Source organism: Streptomyces sp. CA-146814 (assembly GCF_050942385.1).
Taxonomy (GTDB): domain Bacteria; phylum Actinomycetota; class Actinomycetes; order Streptomycetales; family Streptomycetaceae; genus Streptomyces.
This window is the reverse complement of record NZ_CP192068.1, coordinates 5,332,172-5,348,016: the sequence shown is the minus strand read 5'-3', so window position 1 is coordinate 5,348,016 and position 15,845 is coordinate 5,332,172. Positions and strand designations below refer to the sequence as shown.

General features: G+C 72.6%; 17 protein-coding genes. 6 read left to right on the top strand and 11 right to left on the bottom strand.

Annotated elements, in window-relative coordinates; all coding sequences use genetic code 11:
- The first annotated feature begins 37 nt into the window (after positions 1-37).
- Positions 38-1,171 carry an Mrp/NBP35 family ATP-binding protein gene (locus ACQP09_RS24065; RefSeq protein WP_433402942.1) on the top strand — a complete coding sequence of 378 codons (1,134 nt, stop codon included), beginning with the start codon at positions 38-40 and terminating at the stop codon, positions 1,169-1,171.
- Positions 1,172-1,262: 91 nt separating this feature from the next.
- On the opposite strand, the gene ACQP09_RS24060 is transcribed toward ACQP09_RS24065, so the two are convergent.
- The 5 genes from ACQP09_RS24060 to sigE all read right to left on the bottom strand — a co-directional run bounded on the left by ACQP09_RS24060 (position 1,263) and on the right by sigE (position 6,336).
- On the bottom strand, positions 1,263-1,928 hold the full coding sequence (locus tag ACQP09_RS24060; protein WP_433402939.1) for a hypothetical protein: 666 nt from the start codon (positions 1,926-1,928) through the stop codon (positions 1,263-1,265).
- A gap of 126 nt (positions 1,929-2,054) precedes the next feature.
- The gene (locus ACQP09_RS24055; protein WP_433402936.1) at positions 2,055-2,552 is read right to left on the bottom strand and encodes a sec-independent translocase; all 498 of its coding nucleotides are present in this window, start codon (positions 2,550-2,552) and stop codon (positions 2,055-2,057) included.
- A 140-nt stretch (positions 2,553-2,692) separates the two neighbouring features.
- Positions 2,693-4,399 (bottom strand): trypsin-like peptidase domain-containing protein, encoded by a 1,707-nt coding sequence (locus ACQP09_RS24050; RefSeq protein ID WP_433402933.1) that lies wholly within the window; start codon positions 4,397-4,399, stop codon positions 2,693-2,695.
- A gap of 111 nt (positions 4,400-4,510) precedes the next feature.
- Positions 4,511-5,581, bottom strand: coding sequence for an anti-sigma factor family protein (locus ACQP09_RS24045; RefSeq protein ID WP_433402931.1), 1,071 nt, complete (start codon positions 5,579-5,581; stop codon positions 4,511-4,513).
- Positions 5,578-6,336 (bottom strand): RNA polymerase sigma factor SigE, encoded by a 759-nt coding sequence (gene sigE, locus ACQP09_RS24040; RefSeq protein WP_380961552.1) that lies wholly within the window; start codon positions 6,334-6,336, stop codon positions 5,578-5,580. Before sigE ends, ACQP09_RS24045 begins: the two co-directional genes overlap by 4 nt.
- Before the next feature lie 177 nt (positions 6,337-6,513).
- Here sigE and ACQP09_RS24035 point away from each other — a divergent pair, with 177 nt between their 5' ends.
- On the top strand, positions 6,514-7,179 hold the full coding sequence (locus tag ACQP09_RS24035; protein ID WP_404060078.1) for an O-methyltransferase: 666 nt from the start codon (positions 6,514-6,516) through the stop codon (positions 7,177-7,179).
- 90 nt (positions 7,180-7,269) lie between these two features.
- Here ACQP09_RS24035 and ACQP09_RS24030 read toward each other — a convergent pair whose 3' ends face one another.
- Entirely contained in the window at positions 7,270-7,437 is a 168-nt protein-coding gene (locus ACQP09_RS24030) for a DUF3117 domain-containing protein (protein ID WP_003966491.1), read from the bottom strand.
- A gap of 317 nt (positions 7,438-7,754) precedes the next feature.
- Here ACQP09_RS24030 and ACQP09_RS24025 point away from each other — a divergent pair, with 317 nt between their 5' ends.
- Positions 7,755-8,567: an enoyl-CoA hydratase/isomerase family protein gene (locus tag ACQP09_RS24025; protein ID WP_433402928.1), complete on the top strand. Its 813-nt coding sequence runs from the start codon at positions 7,755-7,757 to the stop codon at positions 8,565-8,567.
- Positions 8,568-8,571: 4 nt separating this feature from the next.
- Here the strand turns inward: ACQP09_RS24025 and ACQP09_RS24020 are convergent, their stop codons facing one another.
- Together ACQP09_RS24020 and ACQP09_RS24015 are read right to left on the bottom strand one after the other, a co-directional pair.
- The gene (locus ACQP09_RS24020) at positions 8,572-9,168 is read right to left on the bottom strand and encodes a DNA-3-methyladenine glycosylase I (protein ID WP_433402926.1); all 597 of its coding nucleotides are present in this window, start codon (positions 9,166-9,168) and stop codon (positions 8,572-8,574) included.
- Positions 9,165-9,575, bottom strand: coding sequence for a cell division protein DivIVA (locus ACQP09_RS24015; RefSeq protein ID WP_433402923.1), 411 nt, complete (start codon positions 9,573-9,575; stop codon positions 9,165-9,167). The genes ACQP09_RS24020 and ACQP09_RS24015 overlap by 4 nt, the downstream gene beginning before the upstream one ends.
- 166 nt (positions 9,576-9,741) lie before the next feature.
- Between ACQP09_RS24015 and folP the strand changes: the two genes are divergently transcribed.
- Positions 9,742-10,614, top strand: a complete 873-nt coding sequence (gene folP / locus ACQP09_RS24010) for a dihydropteroate synthase (protein ID WP_433402920.1) — start codon at positions 9,742-9,744, stop codon at positions 10,612-10,614.
- Positions 10,615-10,763: 149 nt separating this feature from the next.
- Here the strand turns inward: folP and ACQP09_RS24005 are convergent, their stop codons facing one another.
- A complete protein-coding gene (locus ACQP09_RS24005; protein ID WP_326703665.1) occupies positions 10,764-11,549 on the bottom strand; it encodes a TIGR00730 family Rossman fold protein in 786 nt (261 codons plus the stop codon).
- 120 nt (positions 11,550-11,669) lie between these two features.
- Complete coding sequence (dapE, locus tag ACQP09_RS24000) at positions 11,670-12,749, bottom strand: succinyl-diaminopimelate desuccinylase (protein WP_433402917.1); 1,080 nt, start codon at positions 12,747-12,749, stop codon at positions 11,670-11,672.
- 140 nt (positions 12,750-12,889) lie between these two features.
- Between dapE and ACQP09_RS23995 the strand changes: the two genes are divergently transcribed.
- Positions 12,890-13,804, top strand: a complete 915-nt coding sequence (locus tag ACQP09_RS23995) for a hypothetical protein (RefSeq protein ID WP_433402914.1) — start codon at positions 12,890-12,892, stop codon at positions 13,802-13,804.
- Positions 13,805-14,092: 288 nt separating this feature from the next.
- Entirely contained in the window at positions 14,093-14,530 is a 438-nt protein-coding gene (locus ACQP09_RS23990; RefSeq protein ID WP_433402912.1) for an ATP-binding protein, read from the top strand.
- 183 nt (positions 14,531-14,713) lie between these two features.
- On the opposite strand, the gene dapC is transcribed toward ACQP09_RS23990, so the two are convergent.
- Positions 14,714-15,808 (bottom strand): succinyldiaminopimelate transaminase, encoded by a 1,095-nt coding sequence (dapC, locus tag ACQP09_RS23985; protein ID WP_433402909.1) that lies wholly within the window; start codon positions 15,806-15,808, stop codon positions 14,714-14,716.
- Positions 15,809-15,845: the final 37 nt, after the last annotated feature.

Sequence of the window (15,845 nt, the reverse complement as noted above, 5' to 3'; positions counted from 1 at the left end):
ACCCGCCCGTGGGGCCCGGCGCCGTAACATCGTCTGTATGGCTACGGAAGACGCGGTGCTTGAGGCACTGGCGACAGTGAACGACCCGGAGATCCACCGCCCGATCACCGAGCTGGGCATGGTGAAATCGGTCGAGATCGATCCTGACGGTGTAGTCGCTGTCACGGTGTATCTCACGGTCTCCGGCTGCCCGATGCGCGACACCATCACCAGGAACGTGACCGACGCGGTCTCCCGCGTCGAGGGCGTCTCCCGCGTGGAGGTCACCCTCGACGTGATGAGCGACGAGCAGCGCAAGGAGCTGGCGAGCTCGCTGCGCGGCGGGACCGCCGAGCGCGAGGTGCCCTTCGCCAAGCCCGGCTCGCTGACCCGGGTGTACGCGGTCGCCTCCGGCAAGGGCGGCGTCGGCAAGTCCTCGGTGACGGTGAACCTCGCGGCGGCGATGGCGGCCGACGGGCTGAAGGTCGGCGTCGTGGACGCGGACATCTACGGGCACAGCGTGCCCCGGATGCTCGGCGCGGACGGCAAGCCCACCCAGGTCGAGAACATGATCATGCCGCCGTCCTCGCACGGCGTGAAGGTCATCTCCATCGGCATGTTCACCCCGGGCAACCAGCCCGTGGTGTGGCGCGGCCCGATGCTGCACCGGGCGCTCCAGCAGTTCCTCGCCGATGTGTTCTGGGGCGACCTGGACGTCCTGCTGCTGGACCTGCCGCCGGGCACCGGTGACATCGCGATCTCCGTGGCACAGCTCGTGCCGAACGCGGAGATCCTGGTCGTCACGACCCCGCAGCAGGCGGCGGCCGAGGTGGCGGAGCGGGCCGGCTCCATCGCCGTACAGACGCATCAGAAGATCGTCGGCGTCGTGGAGAACATGTCGGGCATGCCGTGTCCGCACTGCGACGAGATGGTCGACGTCTTCGGCTCGGGCGGCGGCGCCCGGGTCGCCGAGGGGCTGACCCGGACGGTCGGCGCCGAGGTGCCGGTGCTGGGCTCGATCCCGATCGACGTACGGCTGCGCGAGGGCGGCGACGAGGGCAAGCCGGTGGTCCTCTCGGACCCGGACTCCCCGGCCGGCAAGGCGCTGCGCGGAATCGCGGAGAAGCTGGGCGGCCGCCAGCGGGGCCTGTCGGGCATGTCGCTGGGGATCACCCCGCGCAACAAGTTCTGACCTTTTCGCCTCAAGCTGGCCTTTTCGCCCTCAAGCGCCGGACGAGCCCGAGCAGGACCCGGCCCGTCCGGCGCTTGAGGACGTCTTCGGCCTACTCGTAGGTCTCGATGTCCTTGATCACCGCGAACCCGAGACCGTACGCGCTCATCCCCCGCCCGTACGCCCCGATGTGCACACCTTCGTGCGCCGACCCGGCCAGCACCCAGCCGAACTCGGACTCCCGGTAGTGGAACTCCACCGGAACGCCGTCCACCGGCAGGGACAGCTTCGACCAGGGCGCGGAGCCGAGGTCGTCGGCGAGGGTGAACGCCGTCTCGGTCTGCTGGTCCAGCCAGTCGTCGCGCAGCGTGTGGTCCATCTGCGGCGGCCAGGTGTACGCCAGCAGGCCCGAGCCGGCCAGCCAGGCGGCCGAGGAGACCGTGGTGGCGTCCAGGACGCCCGTACCGTCACCGCTGCGTCTGACGGGGCTGGCGGCGACCGTGATGACGGCCGCGAACCGTTCCTTCTCGGCGACGGAGCCGTCCGTCTTCACCGAGGGCTCGTCACCGTGTCCGGTGGAGCCGTGCTGCACGGTGCCGTCCGCCGCCGTACCGACCTGCATCAGCCAGCGCGGCCCGGTGAAGGCCTCGTCCAGCCCGTACCAGGGGAACGGGGCCTCCAGATAGCCGTCGACGGTACGCCGCCGGGCCGCCGGCACCTCCTCCGCCGTGACCGTGCCAGGGGCACCGTCCGTATCCACCCGACTCGTCGTCTCCATCTGAGCGGCCGCCTCCTCGATCAGTCCTGATCCGGAGCGGCCCGCCCCCCGCGGGCGTGGGCGTCCTCGCAACCGGACAGATGGAGAATAGCCATACCGTCCGGACGAGTCGGGATTGACCTGGCGTCAGGTGGCGTCCGCGTCGAACGGCGGCCGCTCGGGCTGCGTCTGCTGCGGGGTCTTCTTCAGCAGGTCAGGGGTGGTGTCGCCGGTCTTGGTGAGACTGGTCGAGGTGGCGGCGGCCGACGCGCCCGCCGATCCGTTCGCCGCACTGTTGGCGGAATCCGGCGCCGGCGTGCGCCCGTTCACCGCGTCCGTGACGTCGGAGAGCTCCTTGCGGAGGTCGAAGCTCTCGCGGATCTCCTTCAGCCCCAGATCGTCGTTGCCGTCCATCAGCTGCTTGCGGACGAACGTCTTGGGGTTGAGGTCCTCGAACTCGAAGTCCTTGAACTGCGGGCCCAGCTCCGAGCGGATGTCGTCCTTGGCGCTGTCCGAGAACTCACGGATCTTGCGGATGGTACGCGTGACGTCCTGGATGAGCTTGGGCAGCTTGTCGGGGCCGAAGACCAGCACGGCCAGCACTCCGAGCGTCAGCAGCTCCAGTGCGCCTATGTCATTGAACACCTAGCTGCTCCTTGTGTTCTCCGCGTGTTCTCCGCCGGTCCCGGCTGCTCCGCCCGGCCGGCCCCGGCCAGGTGGGACGAGCGCCCGGACCGCTCAACGGTACCTGGCCGACCTGTCCGGGCGGTACCTCGCCGTGTCGCTCACGTGCCGCTCGACGAACCGAGCGTCAACGTGACGGACATCTCCTTGCCGCCTCGGGTCAGCCGCAGCTCCAGCCGGTCGCCCGGCCGGTGGGCGCGGATCTTCACGATCAGCTCCTCGCCGCTGTGCACCCGCTGGCCCTGGACGTCGGTGATGACATCGCCGGACCGGATGCCCGCCTTGGCGGCCGGGCCGTCCTTGGTGACCGCGGGGCCGTCGTCGGCGCCCTTCGTGCCGACCTTGGCGCCGTCGCCGGTGAACTTCATGTCCAGCGTGACGCCGATCACCGGGTGGGTGGCCTTGCCGGTGTTGATCAGCTCCTCGGCGACGCGCTTGCCCTGGTTGATCGGTATCGCGAAGCCGAGGCCGATGGAGCCGGACTGGCCGCCGCGCTCGGCGCCCCTGCCGCTGTCGGCGGCGCGGATGGCGCTGTTGATGCCGATGACGTGGGCCTGGGTGTCGACGAGCGGGCCGCCGGAGTTGCCCGGGTTGATCGGGGCGTCGGTCTGGAGGGCGTCGACATAGCTGATGTCGCTGCCGTCGCCCTTCTCGCCGCCCGCGGTGATCGGGCGCTGCTTGGCGCTGATGATGCCGGAGGTGACCGTGTTGGACAGGTCGAAGGGGGCGCCGATGGCCACCACCGGGTCGCCGACCTGGACGTTGTCGGAGTTGCCGAGCGGCAGCGGCTTGAGGCCGGAGACACCCTTGACCCGCACGACGGCGAGGTCGTAGCCGCTGTCCTTGCCGACGAGCTCGGCGGCGGCGGTCTCGCCGGTGCTGAACGTGACGGTGATGTCGCCGCTGGATCCGGCCGGGGCGACGACGTGGTTGTTGGTGAGGATGTGGCCCCGGCCGTCGAGGACGAAGCCGGTGCCGGTGCCGGACTCGGCGGTGCCGCTGACGTGCAGGGTGACCACGCTGGGCAGGGCGCTGGCGGCGATGCCGGCGACGCTCTCGGGCGCCCGGTCGCCGTTGTCGTGGCTCGCCTGCGGCAGTTCGACGGTGGTGAGGCCGCCGGTGCGCTCGACGTACGCGCCGACGCCGCCGCCGATACCGCTGGCGACCAGGGCCAGCAGCAGCATTCCGGCGAAAGCGCCGCCGGGCCGGTTCTTCCGGCTCCCCGGCTCGCTGCCGGCCGGCGGCCCCACCTGCGTCAACGGCTGCCCGGGCGCGCCCCACGGGTCGTACTGCACCCACTGCGAGGACGGCTGAGAACCCTGCGGAGGTACGGGGGTGGGGTGCGCTGCCTGCGGCGGTACGGGGGCCGGGGGCGCTGCCTGCGGGGGTACGGGGGTGCCGTGGGCCGGGGTCGGCCGCTGGACCGGCGGCGCGGGCGCCCACGGCCCGGGGCCGCCGTACGGCGGGGTGCTGTAGGCGTCGGGCTCGTGCAGCGGCGGCCCGGCGGGGAGGGAGGGGTGCGGCTCCTGGCCGGAGGTGGGCGCGGGGCCGGCCGCCAGGTGCTCGGCGGGCGCGGGAGCGACCGAGGGGTCAGAGGCACCGGTCGGGCCAGGGCGGTCGGCGGGCGCGGGAGCGGCCAGGGGGTCCGAGGCACCGGTCGGGCCAAGGCGGTCGGCGGGCGTGGACGGGGTCGTGTCCTCGCCCGTGGCCGGGCGGCCCTGGCTTTCCGGCTCGTCGCGGCCGGGGCGGGCCGCCGTGGGGCGGCTCCACCACTTCGCCTGCGGCCCGGTGGGCTTACCGTCGTCCATGCTCTCCCCGCAACTGGCCTCTGCACGCCCCACAGAGGCGTCCCTCCCCGGAATTCAACCAGGTTTGCGAATCCCCGCGCAGGGGTCCCGTCGTGGTTCGGCCAGGTGCCGTCAGCGGCGGGGCAGGAGCGGGCCCGCCAGGTCGTTGGTCGGCGCGGGCTGCGGCGGCGCGGACGGCACCGGCGGGGTGAGCGCCTTCGCCGTCGATCCGCTGCCCAGCACCGCCGCGAGGAGCGGGGTGGAGCCACCGGTCGGACGTATCAGCGGCGGCACGGACGCGTTCAGCACCGGGAGCGTGAAGGGGTGCCCGCCCAGGGCCGGGGCGGAGAACAGCGGCGGGGCCGTCGTCCGGGCCCCCGGCGACAGGGGCGGCTTGACCCCCGGGGCGGGCGATGCCGGTGGAGCGGTGAGCGAGGGCGCGGAGCGGTGCGCTCCGGTCGACGACACGTCGCCCGCCGAGCGGTTGACGGCCAGGCGGTCACCGCCGCCCACCGACTGGGCGCCGCCGCGACGGCTCACCGCCGCATCGGAGCCACCGGCGCGGGTCTCCGCGTCAAGCGGGATCACGCTGTTGCCGCTGCCCTCGGCGCGCAGGAGGGGGTCCGGTCCTGAGTCCAGCGGCAGGGTGCCGCCGAGCGCGATGGCCGCCAGGGAGACGGCACCGGCCGCCGCGAAGGCGAAGCGCCGGCCACGCCACGGCGAACGCTCGGCGTCCCGGGCCACCTCGTGGAAGCGGAAGGCGGAGCGGGAGCCGCCGGGCAGGACGGCGGTGGAGCCGTGGGGAGCCGGGAGATACCCGAAGCCGGCCGGCGGGGACGGCTCCACGGCGGAGTCGCGGCGGGTGGAGCCGGAGGACCCCAGCGGGGAGAAGAACTCGTCGGCGAAGGGCCCGCCCGAGCCGAACGGCCGGCCGGAACCGGTGTCGTCGCCGCCGGGGCCCCCGGGAAGGCCCTGCAGACGGGCCAGGAACCCCTCGGAGGGCGAGGGTGCGGCGGACATGGCGAAGGCGCTCTTGAGGCGGCGCTGGGCGTCGGCCTCGACCTTGCACCGGGCGCAGGTGGCCAGGTGGGCGAGCACCCGCTCGCGGGCGTCGTGATTCAGCTCGCCGTCGACCAGCGCGGCGAGCCGGTCCCCCAGGTGCGCTTCCGCAGGGGTGGGACCGGTCGGACCTGTGCCACTCACGCCGTTCCGCCCTCCCCTGCCAGGACCGCGTCCGCCAGGGAGCGCTGCTCGGCGCGGGCTTCGGGCGAACGGTGCTTGAGCGCCTTGCGCAGGTGCGAGCGGCCGCGGTGGATACGGCTGCGCACGGTGCCGAGCTTCACGCCGAGCGTGGCGGCGATCTCCTCGTAGCTGAGGCCCTCGATGTCGCAGAGGACCACGGCGGCACGGAACTCGGGCGCGAGGGTGTCCAGCGCCTGCTGCACGTCGGCGTCGAAGTGGGTGTCGTTGAAGACCTGCTGCGGGGACGGCTCCCGGCTGGGCAGCCGCTCCGCCGCGTCGTCGCCGAGCGAGTCGAAGCGGATGCGCTGCTTGCGCCGGACCATGTCCAGGAAGAGGTTGGTGGTGATGCGGTGCAGCCAACCCTCGAACGTGCCGGGCGTGTATGTCGACAGCGAGCGGAAGACTCTGACGAAGACCTCCTGCGTGAGGTCCTCGGCGTCGTGCTGGTTACCCGTCAGCCGGTAGGCAAGGCGGTACACGCGACCGCTGTGCGTGCTGACGATCTCTTCCCATGAGGGCGGGGTCCACGCCTGGTCCGCATCGGAGGCGAAGGTCGCGGTCGGTGCGGAGTCCTCGGAAGAACGGTCAGCAATGTTGGTCACGGATTTCGGCTCACCGGCCGACCTGAGAAGGCGCCGCAGCACCCCGCCCCGATCCACAGGCGCAGCCGCACCTCCCCTATCGGCTCTGGTGGTGTCCAGTGGAGCCCCTACCATAGCCACCTCGCCCGTTAGCTCCGGATAAGACTTTTCCCTGCTGGGGCCGGGCGTCGCCCGGAACGTCCTCGCAGCTCACCGGTCCGATCCGCGGGCCGGGTCACTGCGCTCTCCCCACTCCTTGCACAACGCCCGGTCCCATCTGCGGGTTCCCGGGTCCAGCGGATACAGTCACCGTTGCGCCAACTACGGGGACAGGAGAGGGTCATTACCGCCAACCGGCAGACGAGCTGGGGCCTCGCCGACGCCTTTGTCGCCGAGGACGAAGCTCTGCACCGGGCCAGGGAGCACTCCCGTGAGCTGGGGATCCGCTCGGTCTCCCCGGGCACCGGTGCCGCGCTGCGCCTGCTGGCCGGTGCCGCGGACGCCAAGGCGGTGGCGGAGATCGGCACGGGCACCGGCGTGTCCGGCATCTATCTGCTGCACGGGATGCGGCCCGACGGCGTGCTGACCACGGTGGACCCGGAGCCCGAGCGCCAGCAGTTCGCCCGGGAGGCGTTCCGCGAGGCGGGCTTCGCCTCCAACCGGGCCCGCTTCATCCCCGGCCGCGCCCTCGACGTACTGCCCCGGCTCGCGGACGGCGGTTACGACCTCGTCTTCTGCGACGGCGACCGGCTGGAGAGTCTCGACTGCCTCGCTGAATCGTTGCGCCTGCTGCGCCCCGGCGGGCTGGTCTGCTTCGAGGGCGTCTTCGCCGACGGCCGCACCGTCGACTCCGCCGCGCAGCCCGCCGAGGTGCTGCGGCTGCGGGAGCTGCTGCGCGCGGTGCGCGAGAGCCAGGAGCTGATGCCGACGCTGCTGCCGGTCGGCGACGGGCTGCTCTGCGCGGTCCGGCGCGGCTGAGCCCCGTACCCGTGGAAACGCCTCCGGACGCACCACTGCCCGGTACGGAGATCCGTACCGGGCAGTGGTGAAGGTGATGGGCGTTCCGCGTCAGCCGACGACCTTCTTCAGCGCGTCGCCGAGGGCATCGGCCTCGTCCGGAGTCAGCTCGACAACGAGTCGACCGCCGCCTTCGAGCGGAACGCGCATGACGATGCCCCGCCCCTCCTTTGTCACCTCGAGCGGGCCGTCGCCCGTCCGCGGCTTCATGGCCGCCATGCTCGTTCCCCTTCCTGAAACCAGCTCATCGCAACCGGCGGCCCCATGACAGGCGCTGCCTCACCGGCATCGAACACATTGCTTCTTCGCCATTATCCCGCATCAAGGACCCCTATGACCAACATCGCTCTGCATCGCTTGCGCAACGCGCTCTCTCAAAACCACCCAATTCGGCGATCCGGCTGCGATACTGCGCCGCCCCGGAGCCCCAGGTGAGAGCCAATTGTTAGACGCAGGTCACATCTACGGGCCGCTCCGCGTCGGCCATGCTTGCCTCCAGTGGCAACGATGCCCGAGCAGTGAGGGGATGGACCGCAATGGCCGACGAGCCGGCGAACACCGTGCTGTACGACGTGAGCGAGGGTCTCGCGACGATCACGATCAACCGACCCGACGCGATGAACGCCATGAACACCGCGGCGAAGGTCGCGCTCCGGGACTCCCTGCGGGCGGCGGCCGCGGACCCTGCCGTACGGGCGGTTCTGCTCACGGCCACCGGGCGCGCCTTCTGCGTGGGCCAGGACCTCAAGGAGCATGTCGCCACGCTGGCGGCGACGCGTGAGGCGGGCGACGGCAACGCGCTGAGCACGGTGCGGGAGCACTACAACCCGATCGTGCGGGCGATCACGGAGATGGCCAAGCCGGTGGTGGCCGGGGTGAACGGGGTCGCGGCCGGGGCCGGGTTCGGGTTCGCGCTGGCGGCCGACTACCGGGTGGTCGCCGAGACCGCCTCCTTCAACACCTCCTTCGCGGGCGTCGCACTCACCGCCGACTCGGGCGTGTCCTGGACCCTGCCGCGGCTGATCGGGCCGAGCCGCGCCGCCGATCTGCTGTTCTTCCCGCGTTCGATCTCCGCGCAGGACGCGTACGAGCTGGGGCTGGTCAACCGGGTGGTCCCGGCGGAGCAGCTGGCCGAGGAGGCCGCGCGGGTGGCCCGGGCGCTGGCGGACGGGCCGACGGTGGCGTACGCGGCGCTGAAGGAGTCGATGGCGTACGGCGCCGGCCACACGCTCGCCGAGACGCTGGAGAAGGAGGACGAACTCCAGACCCGGGCGGGCGCGTCGCAGGACCACACCATCGCGGTGGAGGCGTTCCTGAAGAAGGAGAAGCCGGTCTACCTGGGGAAGTAGCGGCTCACCCCACGGTGGCGCCGCCCCGGGCCACGCACGCCGCGAGGTGGTCGTCGACCAGGCCGCACGCCTGCATCAGGGCGTAGGCGGTGGTCGGGCCGACGAAGCGGATCGAGCGCTTCTTGAGCTCCTTGGCCAGCGCGGTGGACTCCGGTGTCACGGCGGGGACGTCGTCCAGGGCGCGCGGGGCGGGGCGGCCGGCGGGGTCGGGGGCGTACGACCAGATCAGCTCGTCCAGCTCCCCGGCCGGCCAGTCGGCGAGCACCTTCGCGTTGGCGAGGGTGGCGTCGACCTTGGCCCGGTTGCGGATGATGCCCGGGTCGGCGAGGAGCCGCTCCCGGTCGGTGTCGGTGAACTTCGCGACCTCGGCGATCCTGAACCCGGCGAACGCCGTACGGAACGTCTCGCGGCGGCGCAGGATCGTCAGCCAGGACAGGCCGGACTGGAACGCCTCCAGGCAGAGCCGCTCGAAGAGGGCGTCGTCGCCGTGGACCGGGCGGCCCCACTCGGTGTCGTGGTAGGCGAGGTAGTCCTCGGTGGACAGGCCCCAGGGGCAGCGCAGCCCGCCGTCGGGGGCGGGCAGGGCTCCGCCGTCGCTCATCGGCCCTCGTCCTCTCCACGGGCCGGGCCGGCGCCCTGGTCTCCCGGCTCGGCCGGCCGGTCACCCGGATGCTTGAACAGATCGGTGCCCGTGCTCACCGCCGACGCCTGCGCCCCGGCCAGGGCGGACTCCAGCTCCGCGATCCGGGCGTCCCGCTCGGCCAGCTCGGCGCCGAGCCGGGACAGCGCCTCGTCGACATCGGCCATCCGGTAGCCCCGCGCGGCCATCGGCAGGCGCAGCGCCTCGACGTCCGCCCGGCCGACCGGGCGGGTGGCGGGCAGCGGGTCGGTGAACCGCTGGGGCTCCACGTCCTGGAGCACGGCGCTCCCGCCACCGCCGACCACCGCGAGGGTGACCGCCGTGACGACCACGACCATCGTGAGCAGCAAGAACCAGAACACGCGCATCTCCCGGGGGGGGGCTGAGACCTCGACCGGCTCCGATCGTGCCATGCGGCACTGACAAAAGTCGGGGCCGACCGGATAAGGCCTTAGGGTCGCAGGCGAGCGATCCGCGGGCCGACTGCGGGCTGTCGGCGGGCCGACGGCGAGCAATTCGAGGAGGAGACACGGGATGCGGAGCGGTGCACTCAGGCTGGGGCGGCGGGAGTTCGGGCCGCACGAGCCGGTGATCATGGCGATCGTGAACCGGACCCCGGACTCCTTCTACGACCAGGGCGCCACGTTCCGGGACGAGCCGGCGCTCGCCCGGGTCGAGCAGGCGGTGGCCGAGGGCGCCGCGATCATCGACATCGGCGGGGTGAAGGCCGGTCCCGGCGATGAGGTCAGCGCCGAGGAGGAGGCCCGCCGCACGGTCGGGTTCGTCGCCGAGGTCCGCCGCCGCCACCCGGATGTGGTGATCAGCGTGGACACCTGGCGGCACGACGTGGGCGAGGCGGTCTGCGAGGCCGGGGCGGATGTGCTGAACGACGCGTGGGGCGGGGTCGATCCGAAGCTGGCGGAGGTGGCGGCGCGGTACGGGGCGGGGCTGGTGTGCACGCACGCGGGGGGCGCGGAGCCTCGGACGCGGCCGCACCGGATCGCGTACGAGGATGTGATGGCGGACATCCTGCGGGTGACGGTGGGTCTTGCGGAGCGGGCGGCGGCGCTCGGGGTGCGGGCGGACGGGATCATGATCGATCCGGGGCACGACTTCGGCAAGAACACGCGGCACTCCCTGGAGGCGACGCGTCGGCTTGAGGAGATGGCGGAGACGGGGTGGCCGGTGCTGGTGTCGCTGTCCAACAAGGACTTCGTGGGCGAGACGCTGGACCGGCCGGTGAAGGAGCGGGTCATCGGGACGCTGGCGACGACGGCGGTGTCGGCGTGGCTGGGGGCGCGGGTGTACCGGGTGCATGAGGTGGCGGAGACGCGGCAGGTTCTGGACATGGTGGCGTCCATCGCCGGGCATCGCCCTCCGGCCGTGGCGCGGCGGGGGTTGGCGTAGGTCGGCCGCCTGCCCGGCGGGCGGGGTCCGGGGCGCTGCCCCGGGCCCCGCTCCTCAAGCGCCGGAGGGGCTGAGTCCGGCCGGACCGGCCGGAAAAGATGTCCTCAATCGCCGGACGGGCTTGAGTGTGCCGGGCGGGCCGGAAGTGGTTACCGCCCGACCTCCTTCGTCACCAGCGTCACCGCTTCGTCCACGTCGTCCGTCACGTGGAAGAGCAGCAGGTCCTTCTCCGAGGCCTTGCCGCCCGCGACCACCGTTTCGCGGAGCCAGTCGACCAGGCCGCCCCAGTACGCCGTGCCGAAGAGGACGATCGGGAAGCGGGTGACCTTGCCGGTCTGGACGAGGGTGAGCGCCTCGAAGAGCTCGTCCAGGGTGCCGAGGCCGCCGGGCAGGACCACGAAGCCCTGCGCGTACTTCACGAACATCGTCTTGCGGACGAAGAAGTAGCGGAAGTTGACGCCGATGTCGACGTGCGGGTTCAGCCCGGACTCGAAGGGCAGCTCGATGCCGAGGCCGACCGAGACGCCCTTCGCCTCCCGGGCGCCCTTGTTGGCGGCCTCCATCGCACCGGGGCCGCCGCCGGTGATCACCGCGAAGCCCGCGTCGACCAGGGCCTTGCCGATCGCCACCCCGGCCTCGTACTCCGGTGATCCGGCCGGGGTGCGGGCCGAGCCGAAGACGCTGATCGCGCTCGGCAGCTCCGCGAGCGCGCCGAAGCCCTCGACGAACTCCGACTGGATGCGCATCACCCGCCACGGGTCGGTGTGCACCCACTCGGAGTCGCCCTCGGAGTCCAGCAGCCGCTGATCGGTCGTGCCGGGCTGGACCTGCTCCCTGCGGCGGACCACCGGACCCAGCCACTGTTCCTCCGGGGCGACCGCGCCCTCGGGGACCTCCGCACCTTCAGGGATTCGTGCGTCCTCGGCGTTGCCCATGTTCCGCTCCCTCCACCGACCTGCGTCGTCCTGGGTCGGGCCGTGTCGTGCTGCGTCCGGCCAGCGTAGATCGGCGGAGGTTACGTACGGGGGAATGCCGTGCGTCGGGCGGTCAGCCGGTCAGGCGGTGAGCCAGGAGCGGAGGCGGTCCTCGCAGTGGGTGATCTTCTCGACGACCACGTGCTCGTCGCGCTTGTGGGCGTAGATGGGGTCGCCGGGGCCGTAGTTCACCGCCGGGATGCCGAGGCCGCCGAAGCGGGAGACGTCCGTCCAGCCGAACTTGGGCCGGGCCGTGCCGCCGACCGCCTCCATGAACGCCTTCGCGGCCGGGTGGGAGAGGCCGGGCATGGCCGCGCCGGAGTGGTCGTCGATGACGATCTCGGCGACGCCGCAGTCGGCGAAGACCTCGCGGACGTGGGCGACGGCCTCCTCCTCGGTGCGGTCGGGGGCGTACCGGTAGTTGACGACGACGGTGCAGGCGTCCGGGATGACGTTGGTGGCGACGCCGCCCTCGATGCCGACCGCGTTGAGCCCCTCGTGGTACTCCAGGCCGTCGATGACCGGGCGGCGCGGCTCGTACGCCGCCAGCTTCGCCAGGATCGGGGCGGCCGCGTGGACGGCGTTGGACCCCATCCAGCTGCGCGCCGAGTGCGCCCGCTCCCCGGCTGTACGGAGGTGGACCCGGAGCGTGCCCTGGCAGCCGCCCTCGACCTCGCCGTCGGAGGGCTCCAGAAGGACGGCGAAGTCTCCGGCGAGCCAGTCGGGGTGGGCGGTGGCGATGTGGCCGAGGCCGTTGAGGTGGGCGGCGACCTCTTCGTTGTCGTAGAAGATGAAGGTGAGGTCGCGGTTGGGCTCCGGGACCGTCGCGGCGATCCTGAGCTGGACGGCGACGCCGGCCTTCATGTCGGTGGTCCCGCAGCCCCAGAGGATGCCGTCCGCGTCGAGGCGCGAGGGGACGTTGTCGGCGATCGGCACGGTGTCGATGTGTCCGGCGAGGACGACACGCTCGGCGCGGCCGAGGTTCGTGCGCGCGACGACGTTGTTGCCGTGGCGGTCGACGGTCAGGTGGGGCAGGCCGCGCAGCGCTGTCTCGATCGCGTCGGCGAGCGCCTTCTCCTCCCCGCTGACCGAGGGGAAGTCGACGAGCCGGGCGGTGAGCGCCGGGCCGTCCAGGGTCAGGTCAAGCGTGCTGTCGGACATGGCTACGACCCTAGAGGACCGGAGTGAGGGCCTGGTAGCACCCCTGGAGGACCCGGACATCGGGCCCCGAAGACCCGGGCACCGGTCCCGGAGCACCTGGGTATCGGTCCCCGGCCGTACCCTCCAGTACGGTGGGCCCCGTGTCCCGGACAGCCAGCCCCGCCCGTCGCCGCCTTCTCCGCTACGCGGCCGGCTTCACCGTGCTCGCCGCGCTGGGCGGTTATCTGGCCGTTCAGTACGACTCCTCCACCACCGAGTCCGCGCCGCGCTGCGTGGTCCGGGCCGCCGACGGCGACCACACGTACGAGATGAGCCTGCACCAGGCGGCGAACGCGGCGACGATCTCCGCCGTGGGGACCACGCGCGGGATGCCGGAGCGGGCGGTGACGATCGCGATCGCGACGGCGATCCAGGAGTCCACGCTCCGCAACATCGACTACGGCGACCGCGACTCGGTGGGCCTGTTCCAGCAGCGGCCCTCGCAGGGCTGGGGCACGGTGGCCGAGATCATGGACCCGGTGTACTCGGCCGGCGAGTTCTACGACCACCTCGCCGAGGTCCCGGGCTACTCGCGGCTCCCGCTGACCGTGGCGGCGCAGCGCGTCCAGCGCAGCGGCTTCCCGCAGGCGTACGCGAAGCACGAGCCGGATGCCGCGCTGCTGGCCGCGGCGCTGACCGGGCGCGAGCCCGCATCGCTGAACTGCACGCCGTCGGCGAAGACCGCCGAGGGGCCGGGTGACGCGGCGCAGGTGCGGGCCGAGCTGGTGCGCACCTTCGGCAAGGACGTGCTGCCGGTCACGAAGGCGGCGGGCGCGTCGGCCGCCGCCACGGTCTCGGTGCCCGTACCGGTGTCGGCCCGGGCCACGGCGGAGGACCGCGCTCCGCAGCGCGGCTGGGAGCTGGCGCACTGGGCGGTGGCGCACTCCCAGGAGCTGCGGATCGAGCGTGTGAGCTACGCCGACCGGGTCTGGGAGGCCGGACCGGGCTGGCGGACGGAACGCACGAAGGACAAGGAACCGGACACGACGGCCGTCGGAATCCGGGTCGCTCAGTAGTACGACCCGTCACCCGGAAGGGCCCTTGGGGCCGCCCCCCGGACACTCTTGGGCCGCCTCGTCGGCCTTCCGTTCACCCCGCACCGACTCCCTTGTCGTTCAAGGGAAGTGACGGTTCATCGAACGCCTTCGGAATGGATCGTTTGCCCGGGTTCCTCCACTGCGGATTATCCGACGCATTACCCACTCTTTACCTTTGCTCGCCGCAACTTTCCCTCCCCTCGGCCCTGTTGTCAGTGCGTCCGGCTCACCGGACCCGAATCACTGACTTCCCGTCGAAGGAGCACCATGTCCCTCCCCCTGACCCGTCGGATCGCTCGTACCGCGCTGCTGATCGCCGCGGGTGCGGCCCCCGTGGTCGGTGCGGCCGGCGCCGCGAGCGCCGCAGAGCTCCCGCAGACCCCTGACCTCGGCGGTCTGACCGCGCTCGACGGTGCCGGCCTCGGCAACACCGTGGACAGCGCCGCCCAGCAGGGCACCCAGGCCGCCGGTGAGACCGGCGGCCGCCTCGTCGGCACCGCCCTCCCGGCCGCGGGCCGGACCGCGGGCCAGACCGCCAAGGTGGCCGCCCCGGCCGTCCAGGACACCGCCGGCCAGACCGCGGGCAGCGCGGGCGAGGCCGTCGGCGGCATCGCCGGCGCCGCCGGTGGCGGCCTGCCGACCGACACGCTCGCGGGCGGCCTGCCCACCGGTGGCCTGCCGCTGAACGGCCTGCCGATCGGCTGACCCACCGCAGCAGCCTGAGCATGCGAGAGGGGCGCGGGGAGTGCGCACTCCCCGGGCCCCTCTCGTACGACGCGTGCGTCACGAGCCCCTCTCGCATGCGTACGTCACGAGCCCCTCTCGCATGCGTACGTCAGAAGCCCCTCTCGTACGCGTACGTCACGGGCCCCTCTCGTACGCCGTACGTCAGGACAGGCGCTTGACCGCCGCCGCCACCCGCTCGTCGGTCGCGGTGAACGCCACCCGGACGAAGCGCTCGCCCGCCGGGCCGTAGAAGTCGCCGGGCGCCACCAGGATGCCCAGCTCCGCGAGGTACGCCACGGTCTCCCAGCACGGCTCGTCGCGGGTCGCCCAGAGGTACAGGCTCGCCTCGCTGTGCTCGATCCGGAAGCCGTGCGCCTCCAGGGCCGCGCGCAGGGCCAGGCGGCGGTCCGCGTACCGCGCGCGCTGCTCGGCCACGTGCACGTCGTCCCCGAGGGCGGCGACGGTGGCGGCCTGGACCGGGGCGGCCGTCATCATCCCGCCGTGCTTGCGGATCAGCAGCAGCTCACCGAGGACGGCCGCGTCGCCCGCGATGAACGCGGCCCGGTAGCCGGCCAGGTTGGAGCGCTTGGAGAGCGAGTGGACGGCGACGATCCCGTCGTAGTGACCGCCGCAGACGTCCGGGTGGAGCACCGAGACGGGCTCGGCGTCCCAGCCCAGCTCCAGGTAGCACTCGTCGCTGAAGACCAGCACGCCGTGCTCGCGCGCCCAGGCGACGATCCGGATCAGCTCGTCCTTGGCCAGCACCTTCCCGGTCGGGTTGGACGGCGAGTTGAGCCAGAGCAGCTTCAGCCCGGCCGGGTCCAGCTCGGTCGGGTCGTCGTAGACGACGGGCTCCGCACCGCAGAGCCGCGCGCCGACCTCGTACGTCGGGTAGGCGAGCCGCGGGTAGGCGACCTTGTCGCCCGCGCCGAGCCCGAGCTGCGTCGGCAGCCAGGCCACCAGCTCCTTGGAGCCGACGACCGGCAGCACGTTGGCGTGGGTCACGCCGACCGCGCCGAGGCGGCCCTCCACCCAGCCGGTGAGCGCGTCGCGCAGCGCCTCGGTGCCCCACACCGTCGGATAGCCGGGACTGTCGGCGGCGGCCACGAGCGCCCGCTGGATCACCTCGGGCACCGGGTCCACCGGCGTACCGACGGAGAGGTCCACGATGCCGTCCGGGTGGGCCTGGGCCGTGCTCTTGTACGGCGTGAGCCTGTCCCAGGGGAAGACCGGGAGACGGGAGGAGACTGCGGACACGGTGCTCTGCTTTCTCGGGGCTTTCCCGGGGCTTTCT

What these genes read in the sequence shown, in the direction of transcription:
- ACQP09_RS24065 (WP_433402942.1), top strand. Translation starts at nt 38, where the DNA reads ATGGCTACGGAAGACGCGGTGCTTGAGGCACTGGCGACAGTGAACGAC.
- ACQP09_RS24060 (WP_433402939.1), bottom strand. Translation starts at nt 1,928, where the DNA reads ATGGAGACGACGAGTCGGGTGGATACGGACGGTGCCCCTGGCACGGTC.
- ACQP09_RS24050 (WP_433402933.1), bottom strand. Translation starts at nt 4,399, where the DNA reads ATGGACGACGGTAAGCCCACCGGGCCGCAGGCGAAGTGGTGGAGCCGC.
- sigE (WP_380961552.1), bottom strand. Translation starts at nt 6,336, where the DNA reads ATGGTAGGGGCTCCACTGGACACCACCAGAGCCGATAGGGGAGGTGCG.
- ACQP09_RS24030 (WP_003966491.1), bottom strand. Translation starts at nt 7,437, where the DNA reads ATGGCGGCCATGAAGCCGCGGACGGGCGACGGCCCGCTCGAGGTGACA.
- ACQP09_RS24025 (WP_433402928.1), top strand. Translation starts at nt 7,755, where the DNA reads ATGGCCGACGAGCCGGCGAACACCGTGCTGTACGACGTGAGCGAGGGT.
- ACQP09_RS24020 (WP_433402926.1), bottom strand. Translation starts at nt 9,168, where the DNA reads ATGAGCGACGGCGGAGCCCTGCCCGCCCCCGACGGCGGGCTGCGCTGC.
- ACQP09_RS24015 (WP_433402923.1), bottom strand. Translation starts at nt 9,575, where the DNA reads ATGCGCGTGTTCTGGTTCTTGCTGCTCACGATGGTCGTGGTCGTCACG.
- folP (WP_433402920.1), top strand. Translation starts at nt 9,742, where the DNA reads ATGCGGAGCGGTGCACTCAGGCTGGGGCGGCGGGAGTTCGGGCCGCAC.
- ACQP09_RS24005 (WP_326703665.1), bottom strand. Translation starts at nt 11,549, where the DNA reads ATGGGCAACGCCGAGGACGCACGAATCCCTGAAGGTGCGGAGGTCCCC.
- dapE (WP_433402917.1), bottom strand. Translation starts at nt 12,749, where the DNA reads ATGTCCGACAGCACGCTTGACCTGACCCTGGACGGCCCGGCGCTCACC.
- ACQP09_RS23990 (WP_433402912.1), top strand. Translation starts at nt 14,093, where the DNA reads ATGTCCCTCCCCCTGACCCGTCGGATCGCTCGTACCGCGCTGCTGATC.